This is a genomic window from uncultured Kordia sp., from assembly GCF_947496985.1.
GTDB lineage: Bacteria > Bacteroidota > Bacteroidia > Flavobacteriales > Flavobacteriaceae > Kordia.
Genome location: NZ_CANMEZ010000008.1, coordinates 111,120 through 137,189, shown reverse-complemented (window position 1 = coordinate 137,189; position 26,070 = coordinate 111,120). Strand labels below are relative to the sequence as shown.

Annotated in this window: 25 protein-coding genes; 9 read left to right on the top strand and 16 right to left on the bottom strand. The window is 32.3% G+C overall.

Annotated features, from left to right (window positions below; translation table 11 throughout):
* Nucleotides 1-8: 8 nt before the first annotated feature.
* Nucleotides 9-812 (top strand): DUF6503 family protein, encoded by an 804-nt coding sequence (locus tag Q0828_RS18615; RefSeq protein ID WP_298424770.1) that lies wholly within the window; start codon nucleotides 9-11, stop codon nucleotides 810-812.
* Nucleotides 813-904: 92 nt separating this feature from the next.
* Here the strand turns inward: Q0828_RS18615 and Q0828_RS18610 are convergent, their stop codons facing one another.
* The 4 genes from Q0828_RS18610 to Q0828_RS18595 form a co-directional block, all read right to left on the bottom strand.
* Nucleotides 905-1,321, bottom strand: a complete 417-nt coding sequence (locus Q0828_RS18610; protein WP_298424767.1) for a hypothetical protein — start codon at nucleotides 1,319-1,321, stop codon at nucleotides 905-907.
* Nucleotides 1,322-1,370: 49 nt separating this feature from the next.
* On the bottom strand, nucleotides 1,371-2,669 hold the full coding sequence (locus Q0828_RS18605; RefSeq protein ID WP_298424764.1) for an amidohydrolase family protein: 1,299 nt from the start codon (nucleotides 2,667-2,669) through the stop codon (nucleotides 1,371-1,373).
* Nucleotides 2,670-2,680: 11 nt separating this feature from the next.
* A complete protein-coding gene (locus Q0828_RS18600) occupies nucleotides 2,681-5,653 on the bottom strand; it encodes an amidohydrolase family protein (protein WP_298424761.1) in 2,973 nt (990 codons plus the stop codon).
* A 91-nt stretch (nucleotides 5,654-5,744) separates the two neighbouring features.
* The gene (locus tag Q0828_RS18595; protein WP_298424759.1) at nucleotides 5,745-6,536 is read right to left on the bottom strand and encodes a hypothetical protein; all 792 of its coding nucleotides are present in this window, start codon (nucleotides 6,534-6,536) and stop codon (nucleotides 5,745-5,747) included.
* A gap of 194 nt (nucleotides 6,537-6,730) precedes the next feature.
* Between Q0828_RS18595 and Q0828_RS18590 the strand changes: the two genes are divergently transcribed.
* Both Q0828_RS18590 and Q0828_RS18585 read left to right on the top strand, forming a co-directional pair.
* Entirely contained in the window at nucleotides 6,731-9,490 is a 2,760-nt protein-coding gene (locus Q0828_RS18590) for a TonB-dependent receptor (RefSeq protein ID WP_298424757.1), read from the top strand.
* A gap of 9 nt (nucleotides 9,491-9,499) precedes the next feature.
* A complete protein-coding gene (locus Q0828_RS18585; RefSeq protein ID WP_298424752.1) occupies nucleotides 9,500-10,591 on the top strand; it encodes a phytase in 1,092 nt (363 codons plus the stop codon).
* Nucleotides 10,592-10,623: 32 nt separating this feature from the next.
* Here the strand turns inward: Q0828_RS18585 and Q0828_RS18580 are convergent, their stop codons facing one another.
* Nucleotides 10,624-11,697 (bottom strand): DUF3810 domain-containing protein, encoded by a 1,074-nt coding sequence (locus Q0828_RS18580; protein ID WP_298424749.1) that lies wholly within the window; start codon nucleotides 11,695-11,697, stop codon nucleotides 10,624-10,626.
* Between the two features lie 198 nt (nucleotides 11,698-11,895).
* Between Q0828_RS18580 and Q0828_RS18575 the strand changes: the two genes are divergently transcribed.
* Nucleotides 11,896-13,359, top strand: coding sequence for an aminoacyl-histidine dipeptidase (locus Q0828_RS18575; RefSeq protein ID WP_298424744.1), 1,464 nt, complete (start codon nucleotides 11,896-11,898; stop codon nucleotides 13,357-13,359).
* A gap of 181 nt (nucleotides 13,360-13,540) precedes the next feature.
* Here Q0828_RS18575 and Q0828_RS18570 read toward each other — a convergent pair whose 3' ends face one another.
* From Q0828_RS18570 to Q0828_RS18545, 6 genes are all read right to left on the bottom strand, one after another.
* Nucleotides 13,541-13,852 (bottom strand): hypothetical protein, encoded by a 312-nt coding sequence (locus Q0828_RS18570; protein WP_298424741.1) that lies wholly within the window; start codon nucleotides 13,850-13,852, stop codon nucleotides 13,541-13,543.
* Nucleotides 13,853-13,950: 98 nt separating this feature from the next.
* Nucleotides 13,951-14,223 carry a hypothetical protein gene (locus Q0828_RS18565; RefSeq protein WP_298424738.1) on the bottom strand — a complete coding sequence of 91 codons (273 nt, stop codon included), beginning with the start codon at nucleotides 14,221-14,223 and terminating at the stop codon, nucleotides 13,951-13,953.
* 184 nt (nucleotides 14,224-14,407) lie between these two features.
* Nucleotides 14,408-14,620, bottom strand: coding sequence for a hypothetical protein (locus Q0828_RS18560; RefSeq protein ID WP_298424735.1), 213 nt, complete (start codon nucleotides 14,618-14,620; stop codon nucleotides 14,408-14,410).
* A gap of 169 nt (nucleotides 14,621-14,789) precedes the next feature.
* Complete coding sequence (locus Q0828_RS18555; protein WP_298424732.1) at nucleotides 14,790-15,992, bottom strand: peptidylprolyl isomerase; 1,203 nt, start codon at nucleotides 15,990-15,992, stop codon at nucleotides 14,790-14,792.
* A gap of 13 nt (nucleotides 15,993-16,005) precedes the next feature.
* Complete coding sequence (gene gldI, locus Q0828_RS18550) at nucleotides 16,006-16,563, bottom strand: gliding motility-associated peptidyl-prolyl isomerase GldI (RefSeq protein WP_298424729.1); 558 nt, start codon at nucleotides 16,561-16,563, stop codon at nucleotides 16,006-16,008.
* 3 nt (nucleotides 16,564-16,566) lie between these two features.
* Nucleotides 16,567-17,580 (bottom strand): bifunctional oligoribonuclease/PAP phosphatase NrnA, encoded by a 1,014-nt coding sequence (locus tag Q0828_RS18545; RefSeq protein WP_298424726.1) that lies wholly within the window; start codon nucleotides 17,578-17,580, stop codon nucleotides 16,567-16,569.
* 184 nt (nucleotides 17,581-17,764) lie between these two features.
* On the opposite strand from Q0828_RS18545, the gene Q0828_RS18540 reads away from it, so the two are divergent.
* A complete protein-coding gene (locus Q0828_RS18540) occupies nucleotides 17,765-18,184 on the top strand; it encodes a nucleoside-diphosphate kinase (protein WP_007094577.1) in 420 nt (139 codons plus the stop codon).
* 148 nt (nucleotides 18,185-18,332) lie between these two features.
* Here the strand turns inward: Q0828_RS18540 and Q0828_RS18535 are convergent, their stop codons facing one another.
* Nucleotides 18,333-18,629, bottom strand: a complete 297-nt coding sequence (locus Q0828_RS18535) for a DUF721 domain-containing protein (RefSeq protein WP_298424719.1) — start codon at nucleotides 18,627-18,629, stop codon at nucleotides 18,333-18,335.
* Between the two features lie 5 nt (nucleotides 18,630-18,634).
* The gene (locus Q0828_RS18530) at nucleotides 18,635-19,714 is read right to left on the bottom strand and encodes a DNA replication/repair protein RecF (RefSeq protein WP_298424716.1); all 1,080 of its coding nucleotides are present in this window, start codon (nucleotides 19,712-19,714) and stop codon (nucleotides 18,635-18,637) included.
* A gap of 111 nt (nucleotides 19,715-19,825) precedes the next feature.
* Between Q0828_RS18530 and Q0828_RS18525 the strand changes: the two genes are divergently transcribed.
* Together Q0828_RS18525 and ribH are read left to right on the top strand one after the other, a co-directional pair.
* Nucleotides 19,826-20,638 (top strand): tetratricopeptide repeat protein, encoded by an 813-nt coding sequence (locus Q0828_RS18525; protein WP_298424714.1) that lies wholly within the window; start codon nucleotides 19,826-19,828, stop codon nucleotides 20,636-20,638.
* A gap of 4 nt (nucleotides 20,639-20,642) precedes the next feature.
* Nucleotides 20,643-21,128 carry a 6,7-dimethyl-8-ribityllumazine synthase gene (gene ribH, locus Q0828_RS18520; protein ID WP_298424711.1) on the top strand — a complete coding sequence of 162 codons (486 nt, stop codon included), beginning with the start codon at nucleotides 20,643-20,645 and terminating at the stop codon, nucleotides 21,126-21,128.
* 121 nt (nucleotides 21,129-21,249) lie between these two features.
* Here the strand turns inward: ribH and Q0828_RS18515 are convergent, their stop codons facing one another.
* The 3 genes from Q0828_RS18515 to Q0828_RS18505 are packed head-to-tail and all read right to left on the bottom strand — an operon-like array spanning nucleotide 21,250 to nucleotide 23,479.
* Nucleotides 21,250-21,810, bottom strand: a complete 561-nt coding sequence (locus tag Q0828_RS18515) for an RsmD family RNA methyltransferase (protein ID WP_298424708.1) — start codon at nucleotides 21,808-21,810, stop codon at nucleotides 21,250-21,252.
* Nucleotides 21,811-22,647 (bottom strand): DUF3822 family protein, encoded by an 837-nt coding sequence (locus Q0828_RS18510; protein WP_298424705.1) that lies wholly within the window; start codon nucleotides 22,645-22,647, stop codon nucleotides 21,811-21,813.
* The gene (locus tag Q0828_RS18505; RefSeq protein WP_366523614.1) at nucleotides 22,622-23,479 is read right to left on the bottom strand and encodes a hypothetical protein; all 858 of its coding nucleotides are present in this window, start codon (nucleotides 23,477-23,479) and stop codon (nucleotides 22,622-22,624) included. Before Q0828_RS18505 ends, Q0828_RS18510 begins: the two co-directional genes overlap by 26 nt.
* Before the next feature lie 190 nt (nucleotides 23,480-23,669).
* On the opposite strand from Q0828_RS18505, the gene Q0828_RS18500 reads away from it, so the two are divergent.
* On the top strand, nucleotides 23,670-25,094 hold the full coding sequence (locus Q0828_RS18500; RefSeq protein ID WP_298424702.1) for an AAA family ATPase: 1,425 nt from the start codon (nucleotides 23,670-23,672) through the stop codon (nucleotides 25,092-25,094).
* Nucleotides 25,095-25,158: 64 nt separating this feature from the next.
* On the top strand, nucleotides 25,159-26,028 hold the full coding sequence (locus Q0828_RS18495; RefSeq protein ID WP_298424699.1) for a hypothetical protein: 870 nt from the start codon (nucleotides 25,159-25,161) through the stop codon (nucleotides 26,026-26,028).
* Nucleotides 26,029-26,070 lie beyond the last annotated feature (42 nt).

Here is a 26,070-nt window from a genome sequence, read left to right as displayed (position 1 = left end):
AAAGGGAAATGAAAAAAATTACGTTTATACTTTTAGCAGTATTCTTAGTGGTTGGATGTAACACGAATACGAAGAAGGAAGAAACTACGAAAGAATCTGAAAAAGAAGTAGTTGCTGAGACTAAAAAGTATCCGGAAAATTTACAAAAAGTATTTGATGCTCATGGCGGAATTAACAAGTGGAATGATGCACAAACGTTGATTTACGAAATAGTAAAGCCAGAAAAAAATGAAAAACACATTACAGATTTACCATCAAGAAAAACACGTTTAGAAGGGAATAATTTCACTATCGGGTATGATGGAAAAGATGTTTGGTTAGCTCAAAAAGATTCAACTGCTTTTAGAAGTAATGCACGTTTTTATCACAACTTATATTTCTATTTTTATGCAATGCCATTTGTATTAGGAGATGACGGAATCACTTATGAAAAAGCAGAAAGCCTATCGTATGAAGGTGTTTTATATCCTGGGTATAAAATTTCATATGGAAATGGAGTAGGGGATTCACCAGAAGATAATTACTTTATTTATTACAATCCTGAAACGTATAAAATGGAATGGTTAGGATATACGGTAACTTACTTCAATGGAAAGCCGAGTGAAAAAATAAGCTACATTCGTTACGCGAATTGGCAAAAAATAAATGGTGTTGTATTGCCAAAAATATTAACATGGTATAAAAGTGAAGACCATAAAATTACAGAAGCTCGCAATTCAGTAGAGTTTACAAATGTAATCTTAACAGAAAAACCGATGGAAGAGAAAATGTATACACGTCCAGAAGATGCTGTAATTGTTCCAAAAGGGTAAAAGAAAAGACAAAAAAATGTTATGAAAAAGAAAAATCCTCTTCAGTATGAAGAGGATTTTTTTATGTACAAAAGTTTCAGTTTTAAGAAAACTTAATTTCCTGTTGCTTTGTGTGCATCACTTAAATGTAATTGATTAATATCATGTCCGAGATACATAATATTATTCAAAATAGTACGTAACTCAAATTTTCGAGTACTTATATTTTGAAACAATGAATTTTCATTAGCAAAGTTTCTAAAACTACTAGAAACACTATGTTGATCAAAAATAGCTCCTCTTCTCAATTCTTGATCAATATATGGACCAATATTGGATAAATCAGGTAATGATTCTAATATAGCATTATATTCACTTGCAATATCATTTGATAATTTAGAAAACGTTGGCAATTCAAAGTTTTCAATTTCTTTATCTAAACTAGGAATTTCCTCTGTAGTTTCTTGTGCAGAAACAGTAAGAGCAGCTCCTAAAAATAATATGATGACGAATTGTTGTATATTTTTCATAGTATCTATTTTTAATGTTATATGAGTAGCAACTTTCTTTATAAAGTTACTATTTTCCTTCGAATTTATTCATATAACGTTTCCATAATTTAGTTTGATGTGTGTCTAAACTCAACATTCGCCCTTGAATGAAGGCATATGTTAAAATATTAGTTCGCATGTCTAATGCATCACCTTCACTAATAAATAGTGTAGCGTCTTTCCCTACTTCTAGAGTTCCAAGTTGATTGTCAATACCCAAAATCTTAGCAGTATTTGAAGTAATTAACTGCAGTGCTTTTTCTTTATCTAAACCATGTGCAGCAACAGTTCCTGCTAAGAAAGGTAAGTTACGTGTATTCATACGTTCCATTTGTCCACTATTTTCCAATCCTACTAAAACGCCAGCATCCGTTAAGATTTTTGCTTTTTTGTATGATAAGTCATAATCTTCATCGTCCATTTGAGGAACTGAATGTGTTCTATGTAATAAAACAGGAATGTTATTTTGACGTAAAGTTGTTGCAACTTTATGTGCGTGATATCCGCCAACTACAACTAATTTTAAATTATTCTTCTTAGCAAAAGCAATCGCGTCCAAAATTCCTTTTTCAGTATCAACATGTACAAAAAGTTTTTGTGAACCATTCATCAATCCTGACATTGCTTCAAACGGTAAATGTTTAGCTTTTTTAGCGCCATTTAAATAGCTTTTAGCATCATTAAATAAATCTTGAATCTCTTGTGTCTGTTTTGAGTAATTCTTGTTTGGACGTAAACCTCTTGGTTCTCCAAGCCACCAACGACCAAATGTAAAATTGTTTGGCCAGTTTAAATGAATTCCATCATCAGTTTTTATAGCGGCATCTTCCCAGTTCCAAGCGTCTAATTGTACTACCGAAGAAGTCCCGGAAACACGTCCGCCTCTTGGAGTTATTTGTGCAGTAAGAATTCCGTTAGGTCTACAACTTTCTACAACTTTAGATTCAGTATTATAAGCAATCAAACTACGAATATGTGGATTTATGCTTCCTGTTTCATTTTGATCGCGTGTTGCACGTACAGCATCAACTTCAACTAATCCAAGTGTAGAGTTTGGTGCAATAAATCCAGGATATACATGTTTCCCTTTCGCGTCAATTACTTTTCCAGTGGTTTGTGTACTTCCGGCAGCTCCAATGCGAACTATTTTTCCATTTTCGAATACAATAACTGCATTTTCAATAACTTGTCCATTTCCAATATGTGCCGTTGCACCAACAATAGAAATCGTTTCAGCCTGTTTTGGTGCAGGTGTTTGTTGTGCAAAACTTAAACTGCTGAACAAAACAGTTAAGCATAATGTATATATATAAATATGTTTTTTCATGTCTGTTTTGTTTAAAAGTTTACAGTATCACAATGATGATGCACTTTTTCTTTTTTCTGAGCCGTTTGCGTTTTCATTCCTTTGTTTTTCTCCAACAACATCATGTTCATTAACTCATTACGTTCTTCTTTAATTTGTCTGCGTAATTGTTCATCACGAGATAAATCAAAATAAATAGTTCCTTCAATCATGGTTTTATCTGCTTTCGCATAAATTGACATTGGATGATCTGTCCATAAAACTAAATCAGCTTGCTTCCCATTTTTGATACTTCCTACTTTATCGTCAATATGTAATAATTTTGCAGGATTCAAAGTCACAAATTTCCAGGCGTCTTCTTCAGAAACACCACCATACTTTACAGCTTTTGCAGCTTCTTGATTCAATCTGCGAGACATTTCTCCATCATCAGAATTAAACGCTACAACTACTCCTTGACTGTGCATAATTGCTCCGTTATACGGAATGGCATCATTTACTTCGTATTTATATGCCCACCAATCTGAAAATGTTGATCCACCAGCTCCGTGTTGTTTCATCTTATCAGCTACCTTATATCCTTCAAGTATATGTGTGAATGTGTTAATGGTGAAACCAAATTTATCAGCAACTTTCATTAACATATTTATCTCACTCTGAACATATGAATGACAGGATACGAAACGCTTACTGTTAATAATTTCAAGAATCGTTTCCATTTCTATATCGTAACGATAGTTCCCAGTTTTCTTTTGAGCTTCGTACTCTTTTGCTCTTTGGAAATAATCTGTAAATACTTGCTCAACTCCCATACGTGTTTGTGGAAAACGTGTTGTTTCAGTATCACCCCAATTACTTTGCTTTACGTTTTCACCCAATGCAAATTTGATAAAACCATCTGCATTTTTAAATAACATTTCGTCAGCAGTACGTCCCCATTTTAATCTTAAAATAGCAGAACGTCCTCCAATTGGATTTGCCGAACCATGTAGTAATTGTATAGTAGTAACTCCACCAGCAAGGTTTCTGTAAATATCTACATCTTCAGGGTTTACCACATCAGACATTTGTACTTCTGCGGTAGAATTGTGTCCAGCTTCGTTTATGGCAAAAGCAGCAATATGTGAATGTTCATCAATAACTCCAGATGTTAAGTGTTTTCCAGTGGCGTCAATTACTTTAGCGTTTCCTGCGCTGAGGTTTTTACCAATACGTGCAATTTTACCATCTTTTACTAAAACGTCTGTATTCTTAAGAATTCCGTCTTTTTCGTTAGTCCAAACTGTAGCATTTTTAAATAAAATAGTTTCCTGTTGTGGTAAGGTTCTTGATCCATAGGCACCATTAGGATAGGAGATAGGTAGCATTTTAGGAGCTTCCATCTTTTTGCCATTTCCTGTTTTGTCACCTTTTGATTCCGAAACTTCTTTTTGAGTAGCATTGAATGTCGTTTCCGAACCATTTGCTAAAATTGCTTTTCCAGAGAAAAAAGTTGCATTATGTATTGGCGATGTCAAACGTACAAATTCTGTTTTTGTCGTATCAGCTGTTGTAAACTGTAACTGTAACCAATCGTCCTTAAAAGAAATTTTGGATCCTAATTTTAAAGAATCTTTTAGTACTTCTGCTTTTAGTTTTTCTGGTATTCCAGAAATGTTTACATCATAAGAAGTTCCAGCTACATTGAAAGCATACTTTCCACGAATATCTCTAAGTGATTTATCTTTAAATACATTTTGATTTCCTTGAACCCAGTTCTCATAAATAACTGTTTTCTTCTCAAAAATATCACCAGATGTGATTAAGAAGTTGGCTTGTCTACCATTTTGTAGCGTTCCAATTTTATCTTCTTGTTGTAATATCTTTGCAGGAATAGTTGTTAAAGCTTCCAATGCTTTCGTTTTGTCTAAACCATATTTAATAGCTTTTAGTAAATTACTTTTAAAATCTGCAGCCGATTTTACATCGTGCATTGTAAAACTAAACGTAACTCCTTTATCAGCTAAAGCTTTTGGGTTAGAAGGTGCTTGATTCCAATGTTTCATAGCTTCCAATTCTACAACACCAGCTGCATACGGATCAGAAACATCATATGCTTTCGGGAAATTGATTGGAATAATAAAAGCTGCATTAGTAGCTTTCATTGCGTTAATGTTTTCATATTCAGTTCCATCACCAACTAATACATATTGAATTCCGAACTCATCACCAATAGCATCTGTTTTAATACTATTATGCTTATTTCCTGAATGGAAAATTTGAACTAGATTTTTATTGTTGTTTAATGCTTCTAAAGCTAAATCTTGACGTTTTGCTTTTCCTTTTGCATACCAATCTGCATCGTGATACATTTGACGAATCAAGGCCATACTTCCCATCAAAGAAGTTGGATACGATTGTCCTGAAGCATTACTTTTTCTATATGATAAATATTGCGCAGAACGATTGTCTAAAATTCGAATGCTATTATCTTCTTTTGAATTTAATGCAACGAGCATTCCATTTCCCCTGACAATTCCGTCTTGTAAATGTGTGTTTACAGTTCCGAAACCAGCTTTCATCAAATTTGTTGCTTTCTTAGCGTCAAATGCGAAAGTAGTCAATGGATTTGTGTCTGGACGAATATGATCATTCCAATAATATCCTTCACGACCCGCGTCGTATTGTGGAGCAGATCTCCAATTTCCTTTTCTTGCAGGTTTCTTTAGACCGAAATCTGAAAATGGATCAATAAAAGAAGGATAGATACTTTTTCCTGCTAAATCTACTACTGTAGCGCTTTTGGGAATAGAAATGTTTGTTCCAGATTGTAACACTTTGCCATCTTGAATTAAAAGTGTTCCATTTTCAATCACTTGTGTAGGAGTGATGTAAATTTTAGCGTTTGTGAATGCTGTTATAGTATGCTTTTCCGTTTTTACTCCATCATTTTTAGGAAAATAATCCTGTGCAAATGTGGGAAGGCTACACAAAAATAATAACAGCAGCAAATACGATTTTTTCATTGCTTACTTGAGATATTAAGTTGATTAGTTATAATCTTTAAAGATAAGCGATGAAAGCCCTATTTATGTTTTATTTAGTATTTTTTAACGTTTATTTATGAATTGGAATAGCAGTGTTTTGAATCCATTTTTGAATTAAATTTCGATTTGTGGTAATTTCTGCAAAAACATAGATGTCACTTTGAAAACATGGAGAAGATGCTGCCTTTTCAATCACAACTTTGTTGTCACAATAACTTGAATGTAAAAAGTAAAGCTCTTTATTCTTTATAAAAATATATCCAACATGATTGCTTAAACCAACAAAATAAATTCCGTCTTTGTAAACACTGTTGAGTTTTGTTTTGAGTTTATCTAATGTAATATTGTTATACACTTTCAATTCTGATCGTGGTTGTAGACTTATGGCTTCGTTCATGCCGCCTTGTTGCGCCATTTTATAACGATTTAGTTGAAAACCAAGATGTTTTAAAGTTGTGGAAACAAAGTAACCACAAGCAATTTGTCCATTATTTGGTGTATTTGTATGTCCGTTAAAATCCCAAGGTGTTCCATACCAATGCGGAACAAGTTCGTTTATCAATTTATTAAAAAGGTAGTTTGAGGCTGAATCAATTGCTTTTGTTTTATTTCGCTGAAATTGTTTCGTAAAATACGCGCGATCATTTTTAATAGTTTGCTTATTAATGTTATAGTCTCCTTTTGGCGTAAAGTTGATACCTAGTGCTGCAGAATCTAGTAGGTGGTTATTGACTGTTTTTGATTGTCGTTTTTCAATAGGATGATTATTTGAAATGCCTGAAGTTTTAGCAATCTCATTATTGGAAGTTTGCTTACAAGCAAATCCAAAACAAAGTAATGTTAAGAAAAAAAACTTCTTCATAGTATTAAAAAATAACGCTTTTCTATGTGTTTTCGTATGTGTTGTATTAAGAAAAAGCTACTAAGATATAAAGTAAACTTTAAGAGGTTTACAATTTAGATTAGTAATCGTAACAAGAGGTTAATATTTAGATAATCCAGTTACTTCATTGCGTAAATAGTTTTGTGTCAACAACTAATCAACATAAAAATATAATGAAGAAAATAGTACTTTCCCTACTCTTTATCTGTTTTACAACACTTTTGTTTGCACAAGATAAAGGAATCCTTAAAGGACGAATTTTGGATGACAATAATTTGCCATTACCTGGAGCTACCGTTTTGATTGAAAGCTTGAAAATTGGAACAACATCAAATTTTGATGGAAATTTTATCATGCTAAGTCTTCCAGTAGGAACATATGACTTAACTGTAAGTTATATCGGATTTGAAACACAGAATATCTCTGTAGAAGTCACAGCAGGTGTAACTTCAGAAATAAAAGTATCAATGAAAGTTAAAACCGATAGTCTAAATCAAGTATTAATATATGGTAGTTTAGCTAGAGGACAAGCAAAAGCGTTGAATCAACAAAAAACTAATGATAACATTACCAATGTGGTTTCTGCGGATCAGGTTGGTAAATTTCCAGATGCGAATACTGGAGATGCTTTAAAGCGAATTCCTGGTATTGCTGTGCAAAATGATCAAGGAGAAGCTAGAGATATCATTATTCGTGGTTTAGCCCCACAATTAAACGCTGTAACTTTAAACGGAGACAGAATTCCATCTGCTGAAGGAGATAACAGAAGAGTACAGTTAGATTTAATTCCTTCTGATATGATTCAAACAATTCAGGTAAATAAAGCTGTAACGCCAGATATGGAAGCAGACGCAATTGGAGGTTCTGTAAACTTAGTAACACGTTCGGCACCATCTAAATTAAGAGTTTCTTTAACAGGAGCTTTTGGTAGAAATCCTGTTCGTGAGAGTTCGTTGTATAACTTTTCAGCGGTTGCTGCACAACGATTTTTTAATGATAAATTAGGAGCAGTTGTAAGTGCTTCATACAACTCTAACGATTATGGCTCTGATAATGTAGAATTTGAATGGGATTCTCCAACATTTATCAAAGAACATGATATTAGAAGATATGATGTAAAACGCATCCGACGTAGTGTAGCAGTGAATTTAGACTGGAAATTAGATCCAAACAATATAATCGAATTTAAATCAATCTTAAATCATAGAGATGATTTAGAAAACAGATATAGACTGCGTTATAAGTTTGATGATAACGATACAGATGACACAAGTGATGATGAATATAAAATTACACGTCAAACAAAAGGAGGAATTGATAATGACACCAATAAGAAAAGACGATTAGAGCGTCAAAAAATGTATAGAGTTGGGTTGAATGGATCGCATATTTTATTTAGTAAAGTTCAATTCGACTGGAATGTTGGGTTTTCTAAAGCTAGTGAGAAACGTCCAAATGAGCGTTATGTTACGTATGAATCTAAACAAGACGCATCTACAATTACACAACAATTTGTAAACACAAGAACACCTTTCTTTAATTCTTTGAACAGAATGAATAATGACGCTTCTTTATTTGAATTAGATGAAATTACAGAAGAAAGAAGATATACAAAAGAAGAGCAATTCACTTCACGATTTGATATTACAATACCTATCAACACAACTGGAAAATATCAAAATTTCATCAAAACAGGTTATAAATACCACGATAGAGATAAGTTAAGAGATAATACATTTTCAGAGTTTGATACAGGAGATTTCTCAGCATTTGAGTTTTTAAATAACGCAGAAACAGCCAGTCAAACAATTGACGGTTATTTAGCAGGAGATCAATACCAATCAGGAACGTTTGCTACAAACTCATTCTTAGGAAATTTATCATTAACGAATGGCGAATTGGTACTGGATGAATTTGTTCCAGAAAACTATAATGCAACCGAAAAAATTAGTGGAGCATATGCCATGTTGAAGCAACAATTAGGAGATAAGTTATCATTGATTGCTGGTGTGCGTATGGAACATACTAAAATTGATTATACAGGTTTTCAAATTGACGTAGAATCTGCATCTTCTTTAGCAGATGTAACTACAATCAATGCTTCAAAAAAGTATACGAATGTATTACCAAATGTTCAATTACGTTACGAGGCTACTAAAAATACAATCTTACGTTTTGCCTACACAAATACATTAGCACGACCAAATTACTACGACATTGTACCCTACAGAAACATTAATAGTGATGATGTAGAAGCTGCATTAGGAAATCCAGAATTAAAGGCTGCGGAATCTGTAAACTTTGACTTTATGGCTGAACATTATTTTGATAATGTAGGAATCATCTCAGGAGGTTTTTTCTATAAAGATATTGACAACTTTATTTATGCGTTAACGAATGATCAAGCATTAACCGTAAACGGAACTACTGAAATTTATGATGTAACACAACCTTTTAATGGAGGTTCTGCAAAAGTATATGGATTTGAATTAGCTTTTCAACGTAAACTAAATTTCTTACCAAGTTTCTTGAAAAACTTAACTTTCTACGGAAATTATACATACACAAAGTCTGAAACAGATGGAATTACAGGACGTGAAGATGGTTTAGAATTAGCAGGAGCTGTGCCAAATACATTAAACGGTTCGTTAGCGTATGAAACAAAGAAACTTTCTGTGCGATTATCATTAAACTATGCTGACGATTATATTGATGAGTATGGTGACGATACTTTTGAAGATAGATACTACGATTCTCAATTATTCTTAGATTTTAATGCTTCATATGCTATTACAAAAAACCTTCGTTTATTTGGAGAAATGAAGAATATTACAAATCAAGAACTACGTTATTATCAAGGAGTAAAAGAACGAACAATGCAAGCAGAATTCTATGATATCAACTGGAATTTAGGATTGAAATACAATTTTTAAATGAAATACATGAATAAGATAATAGGAATCTCTTTGGTGTTACTCACTTTTTTAGCATGTAAAAAAAATGAAGAAAAAGCAGTAACTCAAAAAGAATTACAAATAAAAGAAAATACAATAAAATCGGTGTATGCGACTATGGAAACAGCACAAGTTTCCTCAAGTGATGATGCAGCTGATGATTCGTGTATTTGGATTCATCCAACGAATGTGATGGAATCTAAAATAATAGGAACCAACAAACAAGAAGGGTTAGTAGTATACAATCTATTAGGGGAACAAGTATTTCAATATCCAATTGGACGTGTGAATAATGTAGACATTCGAGAAGGTTTTGTATTAAACAATGATACAGTTGCCTTGGTGACAGCATCAAACAGAACATCAAATACAATTACAGTTCACAAAGTAAATAATACTGATGGTTCTTTAGTAAATGTGGCTGCAAAGCCTTTAAAAAGTAATTTGCCAGAAATTTATGGATTAGGAATGTATAAAAGCCCTAAAACAAATAAAATATATGTAATTGCAAATGGTAAAGAAGGAAATATAGAGCAATGGGAACTCTTTGAAGAAGAAGGGAAAGTTTCGGGTAAAATTGTTAGAACCTTTGCTGTAGGAAGTCAAACAGAAGGTGTTGTAGCAGACGATTATCATGGAAACTTATACATTGGAGAAGAAGAAAAAGCACTCTGGAAATACGATGCTGAACCAGATGGAATATCAGTACGGAAAGCCATTGTAGCGACTACAGATACCAATATGCAAGCCGATTTTGAAGGTGTTACTTTGTATGATAAAGGCAATGGAGAAGGATACATCATCTTATCTTCTCAAGGAAACAATAGTTATGCAGTTTTTGATAGAATCACAAATGCGTATATAGGAAGCTTTAGCATAGTAGATGGTGCTGAAATTGATGGAACCTATGATACGGATGGAATTGACGTAACTAGCGTCGCTTTTGGGACTACCTATCCTAAAGGTTTTTTTGTAGCTCAAGATGGAGCCAATACGAAAGGAAAAGATTCGTTAAATCAAAATTTTAAACTTGTTGACTGGAAAGTAATAGAAAAAGCATTGAGTTTAAATAAAAAATAAAATTCATTTAGTAGTGTGTAAAAATGTCATTATTATTTAATAATGGCATTTTTTTTATCATAATTCACCAACAACGAAACTACATAACTATAACTCAAAATTCCATCAGATTGATTGTTTGCTTTTAAAAACTGATCAAACGTAAACTTGAACATAGGTTTTAACGGATTTTTATGTGCATTCCAAAAAGCTCTAACTTCATCGTAATTTTTCTGAATCCCAGGATTTAACGTCGCTTTTAAACGTTCGTACTCCTCAGGGTTTCTGTTGTATACTTCGCGTAAACAATGCCATGCCATAAAGTTATAAGCTCCATATTGAAAGTAAATGTCATCATTATAAAATGCTGCCATACAACCAATAAAATTGGCTTCATTTTCCGCAGAAAAACCAATTTGATGCGCTTTTTCATGACTTGCAGTTACAGGGTATTTATACACAGGAATTTTACTATTTATTTGTGCTTCATTGGTAAACGGATTCAAATAACCACTAAAGCCCATAGTTGTCAAGAAACTACTATAAATAGATTTCTTTAAACTACGATGTGTAAATGTAAACTGTGGCTGTTTTGCACTAAAATTATCATATCCATTTACTGTTTTTTCAAAAATTTCACTCGTTTTATACGGAATTTCAACTTTTACCGTATCATTTTGTGTAATTTTATATTGAACTTTGTTTGCTTTCGCGATAACTCTCTCGGTAAAATCAACAAGTTCTTCAGTAGTATATTTTCTATCTAAATCGAGTGATTTATACAAAGGCAATCGGTAATAATTCATTCCCCAAAGCAAGTGAAATGTAAAATATGCTAACGTGATAACAATATAAGTGTCAAGCAACACACGTTTGTATTCTGTTCTAAACAAACGAAAGTTTTTATAAATGTATCGAATGATTAAAATTCCTGCAATTGTATAAAAAATATCACCAATAGAGAACGGAATCCAACCAAAAACGACTCTAAAAATCTTTGAAATTATGGGATATATACCGTTACTGTAATATGTTTCTACAAATTCAGGGTATCTTGCAAGTATCTTAATAGCAATGAATTGCACTGGAAAAGACAATGCAATAAGTAATTTTGTTCTCTTGGTCATAAGCAATACATTTGAACATCATTCAAGAAAATGATACATAGCTAATGTAAAAAAACTATATCACTATTTCTAAAATGATGTGACATTTTTGTGTATGTATAAATTGTCCTACAATGTATTTTAGTAAAAAAAGAGCAATTTTAAAGGCAAACATTTACCTTTGCAAAACAATTAATTCAATTCATAATAAAAAATAGCATGAGTCAAGAAGTAAGAACTTTAGAGCCTAATGGACTTTGGAATAAATTCGCAGATTTAAATGCGGTACCACGACCTTCAAAAAAGGAAGAACGTGTAATTGCTTTTATGAAAAAATTCGGAGAAGATTTAGGTTTAAAAACCATCATTGATGAAGTTGGAAATGTAATTATTACTAAACCTGCAACTGCAGGAATGGAAGATAGAAAAGCCATTGTAATGCAATCGCATTTAGATATGGTGCATCAAAAAAATGCAGATACGGAGTTCGATTTTGATACACAAGGAATTGAAATGATTATTGATGGTGACTGGGTAAAAGCAAAAGGAACAACACTTGGCGCTGATAATGGACTTGGAGTAGCTACAATTATGGCAATTTTAGAAAGTTCTACCATTGCGCATCCTACTTTAGAAGCGTTATTTACAATAGATGAAGAAACTGGGATGACTGGCGCGATGGGATTAAAAGGAGGTTTACTTGAAGGAGACATACTTTTAAATCTTGATACAGAAGAAGATGACGAAATTGGAATTGGTTGTGCCGGAGGAATTGACGTAACAGCAACACGATCGTATGTCGTAGAAGAAACGCCAGAAGGAGTTGTTGGATACAAAATTATAGTGAATGGATTGCAAGGAGGTCACAGCGGAATGGATATTCATAAAGGATTTGGAAATGCCAATGTATTGATGAATCGTTTATTGTTTGATGGATTTGAAAACTATGGATTGCGTATTGCTGAAATTGATGGAGGAAGTTTGCGTAATGCAATTCCAAGAGAAAGTGTTGCAACTGTAGTTGTTGATAAAGTGCATCAAGAAGCATTTGAGTTTGAAATGAAGACGTTGATTGATACAATCAAAAAAGAATTTGCAAGTATAGAAGCTGATTTAGAAATTGAATGTGTTGTGGTTGATACACCAGCTGGAGTTTTAGAACTAGGTGTGCAAGAAGGAATTACTCGTTCATTATATGCTGCGCACAATGGAGTGTTTCGTATGAGTCCAGATATTGCAGATTTAGTAGAAACATCAAATAATATTGCACGTGTGATTGTAAAAGATGGTGAAGTTAAAATTGGATGCTTAACTCGTTCTTCTGTAGAAAGCGGAAAAATGGACTTGGCTACAAAATTGAGAGCTTCTTTTGAATTATCAGGTTGTGAAGTAGAATTTTCAGGCTCGTATCCAGGTTGGGCGCCAAATATGAATGCTTCCATTCTACCAGTAATGGTTGATTTGTATAAAAAATTAAACAACGATGAAGAGCCAAACGTAGCAGCTTGTCATGCAGGATTAGAATGTGGAATTTTAGGAACTAATTATCCAGAAATGGAAATGATTAGTTTTGGACCAACTATCCGTGGAGCGCATTCACCGGATGAAAGAGCTAGTATTTCTTCTACTCAAAAATATTGGGAATACGTTTTAGAAATTCTAAAAAACATTCCCAAAAAATAATTATAGATACGATATCTTAAAAATATAAAAAGGCTGTCTAAAAGTAATACAAAGCGTCATTCTGGACTTGATACAGAATCTCATCATATTGATTTGCAATAATTGAGAGAAATCGAACTTGATTTCGATTTGACGAAAGTTTGTCTTTTTAGACAGCCTTTTTTGGTGTGAAATTGTTGTTTTAGCAAACTAATCTTGAAAGTTCACAGCATCCAGTTTGGTTTGTCAAAAGTGTTGTCTGACAAGCAATGCCACAATAAGTTTGTAGTGTAACACATTGATAAATATCTGCTGTGTAGTTATTTCTTCCTCCTTTAGTTGTTTTTCCAGAAACTAAAGAAACTTTTTGTTTGCGAAGGTTTAATGAGATTTTTTGTTTTTTCATGGTAAGATTCATATTTAGGTTAAATTCTTTCCATAAATATACAGTAAGTATTTGCTGCTGAATTACGGTAAAGCCATCAAAAAAATAATTGTAAATACAAAAAATCATGATATAATGAAGAGTTTTTCTTTTTCAGGATATAGATGAACTAAAAAAGCCTCTTTTGCAAATGAAAAGAGACTTTAGTTGCTACTAGTTAGTAATGCTTAACAAGTCGTCATTGTAAGAATTGTATCTGGTTGTGTAATTGTCGTTTGTACAGTTGTTGGTCCAGTAGTAGGACACGATGTACAACCTGATGGACCAGTAATAATAGGACCACAAATCTGAAGTAAAGATCTACAATCCAATCTAAACGTAACGCAGTTTGCTTGTAAAGTGATGATTTGTACTGTAAAATTTCCACCTTGTACTTGTTTTGAACTAAGTGAAGAAATTTTCTGCTTTTTTAATGATAATGTAGTCTTTTGTTTTTTCATGATATTAGTTTTTTGGTTATGAAGGCTAATATCTTGTAAAGCACCATTTTGTGAAAGAGTTAAAATACGCGTATTTTAAGGTGTTTTTCCTAATAATTAGTACGGTATTACAATAACATAAATAGAAAAAGTGAGTGTTATAAATAGTAACAATCACTTTTCTTATTTGATTTTGATAATGTACTTACAGTTTTGTGCATCCACCAAAAGCTGTTCTAATAGTACAAGCTCTAGCAGCTGTAATAGGTACGGGTTGTCCTGGTTGTGGATTATTAGGATGACATGCATGACGAATATCTGCTGTCAATAAAGTTGGAGCTCCACCATTAATATTAGAAACGGTAAAGTTTGAAATAGTTTGTTTTTTTAAGCTGAAGCTTTTTAATTGCTTTTTCATACTGTTGTGATTAAAAATTAATATTAAGTTAACAGCTCAAAACTAAAATTATACGTGCTTGTACAGGTTTGTTTCTTCTGAAACCATCATATAGACTTCTGAAATTATGACAAAATAAAAGCTCTTCCGATAAAGAAGAGCTTTTGTTAAATATGTTATGGTTGTTATTTTATTTTTCTTCTACAACTACAATTTCAAATACGATATCTGATTTAGGTGGAATTCCACGAGAACCTTGTTCTCCATATGCTAAGTGATATGGTAAAAATAAAGTTGCTTTGTCACCAACACTTAATTGTTGAATACCTTCTTTAAATCCTGCAATCATTCTTGCATCAGGACCAATTTCTGTAGTCATTGGTGTATAACGACCTGCTGCTTTTTGTTGTGGATTCACAGCATCTAAAGCTTCCGCAGTTTCTAAATTGTTAGTCTGTAATAAATTTCCATCTGCAAAATATACAGCATAGTATACATCAACTTTAGAAGTTACTTTTAATTTATTTCCGTTTCCTTTTTCAGTAATTAAGTACTTTAATCCAGATGGCAATTCAGTAGCTTTAGCTTTTTGCTCATTAAATTTAGCCAGTGTTTTAGCTGTGATTTCATTTCTCTTTTTCTCAGCTTCTTCTTTAGCTAATCGAGCTTCTTTTGTTTTGTCATCAAAAACTTTTGCTGCATCAAATGAACTAGCTTCTTTACCTTGACGGATAATTTCAACTTTCTTCATTGAAATGCTGTCTACAGGTCTGTTCATGGCTTGTGGAGTTTTAGTTACAGGCGTTTTTGCAATTAAATCTACAGTAACCATTTTAACAGAATCAATAGCTTTTTGTAATTCTTTCTCGTCAGAAAATTTAGCTTTCAGCGCTTTTTCGTCAGCAGGGTTGATGACAACTTTTCCAAAAACTGTATATCTTCCATTTAATGAAGGATATGGAACGTGTGTAATGTAAAATTGACTTCCGCTTGTATTTGGTCCTGAATTTGCCATTGCTAAAGTTCCAGCTTCATTATGATTTAATTCCGGAACAATTTCATCATCAAATTTGTAACCTGCATCACCCATTCCAGTTCCTAAAGGATCTCCAGTCTGAATCATGAAATTTTCCATAACTCTATGAAAAATGATACCATCATAAAAAGGTTTTCCTTTTTTATCATCTGATAGTAATGGATGTGTTCCTTCTGCTAAACTTACAAAGTTTGCTGCAGTTATTGGAGTGTTTTTATAATCTAACTCTAAAAGTATATTTCCTTTAGTTGTTTCTATATTGGCATATAGTCCATCTGCTAAATCTGGGTATTTAGAAGTATTGCAAGATGTAAATCCGAATGCTATGATCGCAATAAGAATTGTGATTTTCTTCATGATAATTTTTATTTTAATTTTCTAGGTTTTTGTTATTTTTTTTAATGTTTAGTAAAGTAATTGTAGATTGAATCGGAACATTTGTTCCTACTTTTTTATTGTCTCCATGATATCCGTAGGCAACATGAGATGGAAATAAAAATGTAACAGTTTCTCCTTTTTTCATTAATTGTAAACCGTAACGCAATCCTGAAATAATTTGTTGCTTATTTACAACGTATTCTTGTATGCCTATTTCTTGTTTGGTGTAAATGGTGTCGCTCGCAATTTTCGCTATGTTATATTCATATCTAAGCGTATCACCTTTTTGTGGCGTGTATGTTTCTCCTGAAGTAGTATCTTCATAGAAATACCAAAAACCATTTTTGGAAGCTATATATGTATGAGCAGAATCTTTTTGAATAAAATCTTGAATCATTGCTTCTTCTTGTGCAATTAACGCTTTATTTCGTTCAACAGATTCTTTTAAAAATGTTCCAGAACGAACATTAATAGGTTTGCGTGCTTCTTGTTGTGCACAGGAAACTATTGTAATGAAAACAAGACTAATAAGAATGATTTTTTTATACATAGTTTAACTTAATTCGTTTTTGTACGCGTTTAAAATTTCTGTAAAGTTTTTAACAGTATCTTCCATTGAGTCATTGCTTCTTCCTCCAGCTGCATTTGTGTGTCCTCCACCATTAAAATGCGTACGTGCAAATTCATTTACTGAAAAATCACCTTTAGAACGCAAAGACATCTTTATATACGGCTCTTGTAAATTTTCAATAAAAATTGCAGCAAATTTAATGCCTTTTAATGATAAACCATAATTTACAAAACCTTCTGTGTCTCCTTTTCTAAAATCGTGGTGTAAAAGTTCTTGTTTAGATAACGTAATATATACTGTATTATATGCTTCTAAAACAACCATATTGTTCAATGCGCAGCCCAATAACTGTAATTTACTTGGACTATTAGTGTCGTAAATTGCATTATGAATTTCAGCGTTTTTGGCTCCTTTATCCATTAAATCAGCAATGACACGGTGCGTAGTGCTAGTTGTTGCGGAAAATCGGAAAGAACCTGTGTCTGTCATAATTCCAGAATACAAGCAAGATGCCATTTCTGGTGTGATAGCATCATTTTCGCCAAGATATGTAATGAAATTATAGACCATTTCTGCAGTAGAACTCATTTTTGTATCCGAATACATATGTGTTGCGTAATCGGCTGGTTGTTGATGATGATCTATCATTATGAAAGTTGCATCACTTTGACTTACTATACCTGACATTTCACCAATTCTACTTAAATCATTAAAATCTAACGTAAAGATAACATTCGCATCTTTTATAAGTTTTTCAGCAATTTCTTGTTGTGTGTCAAACTTTACAATTTCAGTTTCACCAGGCATCCATTTTAAAAACTCTGGATAATCGTTCGGAGCAACAATAATAGCTTCTTGTCCTTTGTTTTTCAGGTAGTGCCAAAGTGCTAACGTAGAGCCAATAGCGTCACTATCTGGGTTTTTATGCGGAATAATAACGATATTCTTAGGTGTTTGAAGTAAGGTTTGTATGGCTTTTATATCAACTTCGTTCATGCGTATGAGTTCTCTTATAAATATCTAAAAACTATAAAAATAGGCTAGAAATACGTTCTTCCTTTTTCACAGGTGGCTAATATACTAAAATAGAGTTGCAAATAAATTGTATTTGTGTACTTTTGCACCGAAAATCAATATTGATTTACAAAATACGAACTTATAATTATTTATACATACCATAATGGCTGGAAAAAGAACTTTTACCATGATTAAGCCTGATGCTGTAGAAAACGGACACATCGGTGCTATTTTAGAAAAAATTACTGCTTCAGGATTCAAAATCGTTGCAATGAAATTAACGCAATTAAGCAAACGTGATGCAGAAGAATTTTACGCAGTTCACAATGAAAGACCTTTCTTTGGTGAGTTAGTAGAATTCATGACAAGAGGACCAATCGTTGCAGCAATCTTAGAAAAAGAAAATGCAGTAAGCGATTTTAGAACGTTAATCGGAGCTACAAATCCTGCTGAAGCAGCAGAAGGAACAATCAGAAACTTATATGCAACTTCTATCGGAGAAAATGCAGTTCACGGTTCTGATAGTGATGAAAATGCAGCTATTGAAGGTGCTTTCCATTTTGCAGGAAGAGAGATTTTCTAAAGAAATATATTCAAAATATAGAAAGCTTCAATCATTTGGTTGGAGCTTTTTTAGTTTATAAGAATTTTTTATTCTAAAAGTGGATTTCTGCTTTCGCAGGAATTGATAGTCCAAGAATCTACTAATGAAACGATACTAACAGTCTAAACTATCGTAAAACAATATGTTTTATCAGTTCTTTTCCAAGACTTTCATTCAGCATTTTAACCATTTTGTCCTTTCCATAACTCAATTCTTCTCGAAGTACTGCAGAAGATAAGGAAACATAGAGTGTATCATTTTTAAGAATAACATTAGTTGTATATGTATTCACACCATTTCCCATCAATTTAACCCAAGCATCACGAGCATCAATTTTATCTAAACCATCTTCCAATCGGTTCTCGGTAACAAAATCTTTCAATACTTCGCTGATGGTTCTATGTTCGGTATGTCTTTTCTTCAAAATAATTACAATTTAAAAATCTCGTATGATTGATGAATTTCTTTTACAATGGTTTCTGTTCTGTCTACGTGTGTATCACTAATAAAAATCTGTCCAAAATCTTCATGATTTACCAGAGACATAATTTGTGCAACACGTTGTTCGTCTAACTTGTCAAAAATATCATCCAAAAGTAGGATAGGAGTCACATTGGCTAATTGCTTAATAAAATCAAATTGTGCTAATTTTAAGGCAATTAGAAATGATTTTTGTTGTCCTTGACTTCCAAATTTCTTAATTGGATACGTTGCAATAGAAAATGTCAAATCGTCTTTGTGAATACCAACGCTTGTATATTGCAATATTTTATCTTTGGTTAGATTTTCTTCAAGCAAAGATCGAAAATCTTTTTCATGTAATTGACTTTTATAAGTGATATTAACACTTTCTTTTTCGTTAGAGATTGCATTGTAACGCGATATGAAAATTGGAACAAAGGCTTCTAAGAATTTTTTTCGTTCTGCATAAATTTTTATACCCAAATCATGCAATTGATCGTTGTAAATACCAAGCGTATCACCGTCAAATGTACTATTTAAAGCAAAGTATTTTAATAAAGAATTACGTTGAGAAAGTACTTTGTTATAATTAATTAGATTTTGTAAATATGGTTTGTTTGATTGCGAAATGACACTGTCAATAAACTTTCTACGTGTGTCACTTCCTTCAATAATCAAATCACGATCTGCGGGTGAAATAATTACAAGTGGAAGAAAACCAATATGTTCAGAAAGTTTCTCGTAAGCTTTCCCGTTTCGCTTTACAATTTTCTTTTGCCCTCTTTTTAATGAGCAAATAATATTTTCATCACGCTCTGCTTTTTCGTAAGCACCATCAACTACAAAAAAATCTTCTCCATGCTTAATATTTTGTGATGCAACAGGATTAAAATAGCTTTTACCAAACGATAAATGATAAATAGCATCTAAGACGTTGGTTTTTCCAACACCGTTATTCCCAACAAGACAATTTATTTTAGGATTAAAATCAAAAGAATTTGTATCAAAATTCTTGTAATTTACGAGTGATAATTTCTTTAGAAACATGAAAATAGTAGCATCATTACAATAAAAATGCAAATTATTGAAAAATATCAAATAAATAAGCTTTTAATTCTACTTAAAAATTTTATTTTTGCGCACATTAATATACAATATATGGCAACTTACAAGAAAAGAGGATATAAAGTTAAGACCAAAGTAGAGAAAGAGAAAGAAGTTCCTGCTGAAGAACTAGAGAGTACAACAGCAGAAGTTTTTAATACTTTAGACGAAACTGCGTCCAAAACGGAAGAATGGGTAGCAGGAAATCAAAAATATATCTTTATTGGTATTGGTGCAATAGCAGTTGTTCTTTTAGGATATTTGATTTACAGTAAAGCATTTTCTGCTCCACAAGAGCAAGAAGCTGCAAATGAAGTGTTTCAAGCAAACTCTTACTTTAATGAAGCGTTAAGTGTAAACTTAAATGACAAAATGGTTGATGGATTGGCAACAAGAGATTCATTATTCAATTTAGCTTTAGAAGGTGGAGAAGGGAAGTACGGATATTTAAATATTATCAAAAACTATCCTGGAACAAATGCAGCAAACTTAGCAAACTATAGTGCGGGTGTTGCGTATTTGAACTTGAATGACTACGAAAAAGCAATTGAGCATTTACAAGAGTTTACATCTGATGATATCATCATTGGTGCAAAAGCAAAAGGAGCAATTGGAGATGCTTTTGTTCAATTAAAGCAACCAAACGTAGCATTAGAATATTACGAAAAAGCATTCAAGCATAGTGATAACGAAGCAACAACTCCAATCTATTTGTTAAAAGCTGGAATTACAGCTTTAGATTTAGGAGAAGCTGGAAAAGCATTGCAATATTTCAATAGAATTGAAAGTGATTATGCTGATTTTAAGAATACAGCTGACGGAAAAATGTTAGAAGTATACATAGGAAAAGCAGAAGCCTTGAACTAAAAATATGGCAACAGTAAATAAAAATTTATCTACTTACGATAAAGCTACAATCCCAAATGCGAAAGATTTTCGATTTGGGATTGTTGTTTCTGAGTGGAATGAGAATATAACGGAAGGACTTTGTGAAGGAGCAATTGCAACTTTAACAGAGAATGGAGTAACAACAGAAAACATCATTCGTTGGGATGTTCCTGGAAGTTATGAACTGGTATATGGAGCAAAACATATGCAAAAAACACAACTAGTAGATGCAATTATTGCAATTGGAAGTGTGATTCAAGGTGAAACAAAACATTTTGATTTTGTATGCAGTGCTACAGCGCAAGGAATTAAGGACTTAAATGTGCAATCAGATATTCCTGTGATTTTTTGTGTGTTGACAGATAATACGTTACAACAAGCAATTGATCGTTCAGGAGGAAAACATGGGAATAAAGGAACGGAAGCTGCTGTAGCTGCTATTAAAATGGCTGCATTGCGAAAGTTTTAAATATATTAAACTTAATAAAAATAAAAAAACCGTTATAGATAATTCTATAACGGTTTTTTTGTTCTACTAGTTTGATCTTTTAATAAAATCAAATATTTTGAATTGAGCGGAGTCAAAAATACTACTCTTCTTCGTTAGAAGCTTCAGGAAGTTGAAAGAAACTAAAAATAGAGTTTCCGTAGCTTTTTGAAAAGCTAAAATAAGGCGCGTGTTCAAGTTTTGTCTCTTTTGCATGCTCTATGATTAAAAAACCATCTGCTGTAAGTAAATCTCTTTCAAACACGATTGAAGCAATCCGTTCAAACTGTTCTAAAGTAAACGCATATGGAGGATCTGCAAAAACGATATCAGATTTCAAATGCGTGCGTTCTAAAAATTTATACACATCACTTTTAATAGCTGTAATATCTAATGCTAAATCAGCAGCTGTCTTTTTTATAAAACGAATACAACCGTAATCTCCATCAACAGCTGTAAGCTGTTTTGTGCCACGCGAAGCAAATTCATAACTGATGTTTCCAGTTCCTGAAAATAAATCTAACACACTAATTTCATTAAAATAATAATGATTGTTAAGAATGTTAAAAAGAGATTCCTTTGCTAAATCTGTAGTTGGTCGTACAGGTAGCTTTTTAGGTGCTGTCAATCTTCGCCCTTTATGTTTTCCAGAAATTATTCGCATTTAGAAATTTGTTAGTAAGGTGAAATCTTTATGATGATCTGGTTTTGTGATACTTTCGTGAAATGTAAACGGATGTTTTTTATCCACAAATGAAACATTTCTAACATATGTGTACGTAACTGTATATAAAATATCTTCTTTAGAAATGTCTCCTAAGAAATAAAGTTGTAATTCATTCGTGTTTAATTCAAGTTGCTCTATGGAAAATAACACGTAATAAATAAAGTCTTCAGAAGTTACATATTCAAAAGAATTATAAAGTAATAACCTCTTGTTTTTGATAACAATAATTTCAAATTGTCCTTTCTGTACATGAACATAAACAGTAGTTTCTTGACTATTATCTGATAATTGAAAAATATTTTCTAACAAAATAGTTGCAAAATGTTTGTATGTAAACACTCCATACTTGTCAAAAAACAAATTATTAATGTTTACATACGGAATATACACATTTACCATGTCATTATTTGTGATTACATCAAAGGTGATATAGTCATTTGGTAAAATTTTGTTATTGTATTTTAAATAATCGGGTAGATTTTTGTCTGAAAACAGTGGTTTTGGAACAAAAGTAGACAGTGTATTTATGTGGCTAATTGTTACTTCTTGAAAAGATTGATCAAATATTTCTTTGTGTGAATTTAAAATATTAATAATCTCAACTTCCAATTGTAAAGGATTGGTAACCGTTTCAAATTGAAAATGCTGTAAGTCGGTAATAGTGTTTTCAACTGTATCTAGGATACAAAAAGAAAGTCCATTCAGAGAAATCTGAATGGACAATTTTTGAAATTTTGTATGGTCTATATTATTTCTTTTTTTGTATGATTTCATAACTTGTTGGCCAGTTTCCGCTATCACTTACTTTTTCTAGTGAACCTACGAAAATTTCATTTCCATCAACTTCATCAACAGAAATAATTCTGTTTTCTTGTCTTAATAAATCTTTATCTTGATCATGTAAGATAATATCTTTAGCTACAGAAACTTTAAATACAGGAGCGTTGTATCCGCTAATTTCAACTGTTTTAGTTTCCATTTTAAATACTTCTTTGTCGTTTTTAGCAAAAGGTACATACTTCATCTTTTTGTAACGATCAGTTCCTTTAAATAATGAGTCAATTACAGGCTCAAAGCTTAGTGTATCAATGATAACAACTTCTTTAAGCTTGTCAATTTTATAAACTTCATCATATTCCATAAAACTAGAATCTCTTTTTTCAACAATAGCAAACTTAGCTGTGTCGATGAATACTTCTAATGAAGAAAAATCTTTAGCATATGTTCCTGTAATAGTTTTATGTGCTAACTGAGAATCTCTAATATCTTTTAAATTATCAATAACAGCTGTATATCTTTTAACCTTTTCTTGCTTGAATTCTACAGGAGCCATGATAGAGTTGTAAATCTTATATCCAAAGAATACAGAAGCTAACATAAATCCTAAAGCAAATAACGGGCGTAACTTTCTAGGAACTAACTTTTCGATAACGAATAAAAGACCAATTGCAACAGCAATTGCAACAATAATAATTAAAGGCGTCTTAATCGTATCGAAGAAACCTCCTTTTACTTCAGTATTTTGAGCAAATGATATTGCTGGAAGCAATAAGAAGACAGTTACTAATGATAAGACTAAATTGAATTTTTGTTTTGCGTGTTTCATCTCTATTAAGAATAGTTTTGTTTTAAGAACATCAATATACGCAAATCTACAATTTTTTTTTAATCGTAAAAGTATTTCGCTAAAAAAAGCATGTTTATGTTTATAAAAAATTAATTGATACACAATCATTCAATTTACTTTTCTATTTTCGTTCTCTGATCTCTAAAAAGGAGCAGATAATTTTACAATTATGGATGCAACTACATTTTATAAATTACTCAAAAGTAAATTCCCACACGATGTAACTTTTAAACAAGATGTAGTTTTACATAAACTTTCAGAGTTTATCTTCGGAACAGATAAAGATGCTTTATTTTTATTAAAGGGATACGCTGGAACAGGAAAAACCACCACAATAGGTACTTTAGTTACGCATTTATGGCATACGAAAAAGAAATCTGTGTTATTAGCACCAACTGGTCGCGCAGCAAAAGTAATTAGTAATTATTCTGGACGTCAGGCGCATACAATACACAAAAAAATATACTTTCCTAAGAAAGACAAAGGTGGAGGCGTTAGTTTTGTATTACAACCTAATAAGCATAGAGATACACTTTTTATTGTAGATGAAGCGTCTATGATTCCCGATTCGCCAAGTGATTCCAAGCTTTTTGAAAACGGTTCATTGTTAGATGATTTAATGATGTATGTCTACTCTGGTCATAAGTGTAAATTAATTTTGATAGGAGATACAGCACAGTTGCCACCTGTAAAACTAGATATAAGTCCAGCATTAGATGAAAGAACACTAGAGCTGAATTATGACAAAAATGTAACACTCATTGAATTAGATGAAGTAGTTCGGCAAGGTTCCGATTCAGGAATATTAGTGAATGCAACCAATTTACGAGAACAACTGCACGATCAGTTTTATGCAGAATTCAAATTTCAATTAGCAAACTTTCCTGACATAATTCGATTAATTGATGGGTACGAAATTCAAGATGCTATTAGTGATTCGTATTCTGACAATGGAAAAGAAGAAATGGCAATAATTGTTCGATCCAATAAAAGAGCCAATATTTATAATCAGCAAATTCGTAGTCGAATTTTATTTAATGAAAATGAATTGTCTTCTGGTGATTATTTAATGGTAGTGAAGAATAACTATTTTTGGTTGCCAACTACTTCTGAAGCAGGGTTTATAGCTAATGGAGACATTATTGAAGTCTTAGAAATTTTTGCCATCAAAGAATTATATGGTTTTCGCTTTGCAGAAGTAAAAATACGTATGGTTGATTATCCAAATCAAAAACCACTAGAAACGGTATTGATGCTAGATACGATTCATGCAGAAACACCTGCGCTTTCGTATGAAGATGGAAACCGATTGTATCAAGAAGTAATGAATGATTACGAAAGTGAAAGCTCCAAATACAAGAAATTTCTAAAAGTAAAAGCTAACAAATATTTCAATGCATTACAAGTTAAATTTAGTTATGCAATCACATGTCATAAATCGCAAGGTGGACAATGGAGAACGGTTTTTATAGAACAACCATACTTGCCAAATGGTGTCGGTAAAGAATATATGCGTTGGTTATATACGGCAATGACACGTGCGCAAGAAAAATTATATCTCATAGGATTCACGGATGACTTTTTTATTTCTTAAAACACACTAAAAGAATATTTTTCATATTTTTAAAAAAATTAACCAATTATAATAACTGTACCGCATGAATAATTTATACTACAAGCCTTCTGGCAAAGTAAATCCAATTAGTATCTTATATTTACTCTTAGCTATCTGTATTGCTGTGCCTATTTTAGCATTCATCTATACATATGCCATTCTTTACATTCCACTTATTTATCTTAACTTTTTATGTGTAGCCGGAATTGCTTTCGGTCTCGGGTTTGTGGCAAACTTTGTCATTGGCTTAGGAAAAGTAAGAAATGTAATGATTGCCGCTATATTTGGTCTCCTTGTCGGAATTGTAGGGCTGTATGTAAGTTGGATTATTTGGCTGGCTTATCATTTTGAGGCTGAATATATGACATTTGTAACAGATGTAGAAGGATTGAAAAACGCTATTGGATTTGCTAATGAGCAAGGTACTTGGGGAATCGGAAGAAGTGGTGGTATGGTCGATGGAGTTATGCTAAGTATTGTTTGGGCAATAGAAGCTATTGTTATGATTGGATTTCCAGTATTTTTTGCGTTTTCAAAAGCAGGTGAACCATTTATTGAAAATGATGATAATTGGGCAGAAGTTACCGCAATTGGACCTTTTGAACTTGCCTTAAACTATACAATATTAAAGCAACAATTAGAAGCTAGAAAATACGAAGAACTTTTGGCATTACAACCAGCCGAAAACGCAGGACAAGGTTCGCACACAATACTAAGTTTATATCATGGAGAAAATAGAAATCAATCCAAAGAATTTTATCTAACCATAACTAATATGATGGAAAAACTAGATAAAGATGGAAAACTTGATTTTGATGAAAAAGTAATAATCAACTTCATAAATATTAGTAAAGAAGCTGGACAACAGTTACTTACTAAAATAGCTTCTGACGCTGCAGTTGTAGAAAATTAAAATAATTTCAGAAACATTTTAAGCATGTAAAATGTATTTAAA

What these genes read in the sequence shown, in the direction of transcription:
- Q0828_RS18510 (WP_298424705.1), bottom strand. Translation starts at nt 22,647, where the DNA reads ATGAAATCATACAAAAAAAGAAATAATATAGACCATACAAAATTTCAA.
- Q0828_RS18525 (WP_298424714.1), top strand. Translation starts at nt 19,826, where the DNA reads ATGGCAACTTACAAGAAAAGAGGATATAAAGTTAAGACCAAAGTAGAG.
- Q0828_RS18500 (WP_298424702.1), top strand. Translation starts at nt 23,670, where the DNA reads ATGGATGCAACTACATTTTATAAATTACTCAAAAGTAAATTCCCACAC.
- Q0828_RS18615 (WP_298424770.1), top strand. Translation starts at nt 9, where the DNA reads ATGAAAAAAATTACGTTTATACTTTTAGCAGTATTCTTAGTGGTTGGA.
- Q0828_RS18610 (WP_298424767.1), bottom strand. Translation starts at nt 1,321, where the DNA reads ATGAAAAATATACAACAATTCGTCATCATATTATTTTTAGGAGCTGCT.
- Q0828_RS18605 (WP_298424764.1), bottom strand. Translation starts at nt 2,669, where the DNA reads ATGAAAAAACATATTTATATATATACATTATGCTTAACTGTTTTGTTC.
- Q0828_RS18495 (WP_298424699.1), top strand. Translation starts at nt 25,159, where the DNA reads ATGAATAATTTATACTACAAGCCTTCTGGCAAAGTAAATCCAATTAGT.
- Q0828_RS18545 (WP_298424726.1), bottom strand. Translation starts at nt 17,580, where the DNA reads ATGAACGAAGTTGATATAAAAGCCATACAAACCTTACTTCAAACACCT.
- Q0828_RS18515 (WP_298424708.1), bottom strand. Translation starts at nt 21,810, where the DNA reads ATGCGAATAATTTCTGGAAAACATAAAGGGCGAAGATTGACAGCACCT.
- Q0828_RS18560 (WP_298424735.1), bottom strand. Translation starts at nt 14,620, where the DNA reads ATGAAAAAGCAATTAAAAAGCTTCAGCTTAAAAAAACAAACTATTTCA.
- Q0828_RS18555 (WP_298424732.1), bottom strand. Translation starts at nt 15,992, where the DNA reads ATGAAGAAAATCACAATTCTTATTGCGATCATAGCATTCGGATTTACA.
- Q0828_RS18590 (WP_298424757.1), top strand. Translation starts at nt 6,731, where the DNA reads ATGAAGAAAATAGTACTTTCCCTACTCTTTATCTGTTTTACAACACTT.
- Q0828_RS18575 (WP_298424744.1), top strand. Translation starts at nt 11,896, where the DNA reads ATGAGTCAAGAAGTAAGAACTTTAGAGCCTAATGGACTTTGGAATAAA.
- Q0828_RS18505 (WP_366523614.1), bottom strand. Translation starts at nt 23,479, where the DNA reads ATGAAACACGCAAAACAAAAATTCAATTTAGTCTTATCATTAGTAACT.
- Q0828_RS18600 (WP_298424761.1), bottom strand. Translation starts at nt 5,653, where the DNA reads ATGAAAAAATCGTATTTGCTGCTGTTATTATTTTTGTGTAGCCTTCCC.
- Q0828_RS18580 (WP_298424749.1), bottom strand. Translation starts at nt 11,697, where the DNA reads ATGACCAAGAGAACAAAATTACTTATTGCATTGTCTTTTCCAGTGCAA.
- gldI (WP_298424729.1), bottom strand. Translation starts at nt 16,563, where the DNA reads ATGTATAAAAAAATCATTCTTATTAGTCTTGTTTTCATTACAATAGTT.
- Q0828_RS18570 (WP_298424741.1), bottom strand. Translation starts at nt 13,852, where the DNA reads ATGATTTTTTGTATTTACAATTATTTTTTTGATGGCTTTACCGTAATT.
- Q0828_RS18595 (WP_298424759.1), bottom strand. Translation starts at nt 6,536, where the DNA reads ATGAAGAAGTTTTTTTTCTTAACATTACTTTGTTTTGGATTTGCTTGT.
- Q0828_RS18585 (WP_298424752.1), top strand. Translation starts at nt 9,500, where the DNA reads ATGAATAAGATAATAGGAATCTCTTTGGTGTTACTCACTTTTTTAGCA.
- Q0828_RS18565 (WP_298424738.1), bottom strand. Translation starts at nt 14,223, where the DNA reads ATGAAAAAACAAAAGACTACATTATCATTAAAAAAGCAGAAAATTTCT.
- Q0828_RS18540 (WP_007094577.1), top strand. Translation starts at nt 17,765, where the DNA reads ATGGCTGGAAAAAGAACTTTTACCATGATTAAGCCTGATGCTGTAGAA.
- Q0828_RS18530 (WP_298424716.1), bottom strand. Translation starts at nt 19,714, where the DNA reads ATGTTTCTAAAGAAATTATCACTCGTAAATTACAAGAATTTTGATACA.
- ribH (WP_298424711.1), top strand. Translation starts at nt 20,643, where the DNA reads ATGGCAACAGTAAATAAAAATTTATCTACTTACGATAAAGCTACAATC.